This window comes from Arthrobacter sp. JCM 19049, from assembly GCF_001310435.1.
The window spans coordinates 1-502 of sequence record NZ_BAXF01000972.1 but is presented as its reverse complement, the minus strand read 5'-3'; the positions used below and the strand labels follow the sequence as shown (position 1 = coordinate 502).

1 protein-coding gene is annotated in these 502 nt (G+C 69.7%); it reads left to right on the top strand.

The features are described from left to right. Positions 1-131: 131 nt before the first annotated feature. A partial coding sequence (locus tag JCM19049_RS17410; protein WP_279403544.1) for an inositol monophosphatase family protein occupies positions 132-502 on the top strand: 371 nt, incomplete at its 3' end.

The following is a 502-nucleotide window of genomic DNA, read 5'->3' as shown; positions in this document are numbered from 1 at the left end:
GCAGGCCTGGGCGTACTCCCCCGACGCCCCGGCCTCGGCCGCCCGCCCGGCTCGAATCCTACCGCCGGCTGGTCACCACCGGGGAAACCACCCACGAAAAGGAGCTCGGTGCCCAGTAGCACCACCACGCCATGAACTACACCCTGGATGAGGACCTGTCCTTCGCCCTCGCGCTGGCCGACAAGGTCGACGCGCTGACCCTGGCGCGCTACCACTCCAACGACCTGAAGGTGGAAACGAAGCCGGACATGACCCCGGTCTCCGACGCCGACCGCGGCGCCGAACGGCTGATCCTGGCCGAGCTGGCCGCCCAGCGTCCCGGGGATGCGGTGCACGGGGAGGAATTTGGCGTGCACGGCTCCTCGGCCCGGCGTTGGGTGATCGACCCGATCGACGGGACGAAGAACTTTGTGCGCAAGGTCCCGGTGTGGGCCACGCTGATCGCCCTGCTGATCGACGATGAGCCGGTGCTGGGAGTGGTTTCGGCCCCGGCGCTGGGCCG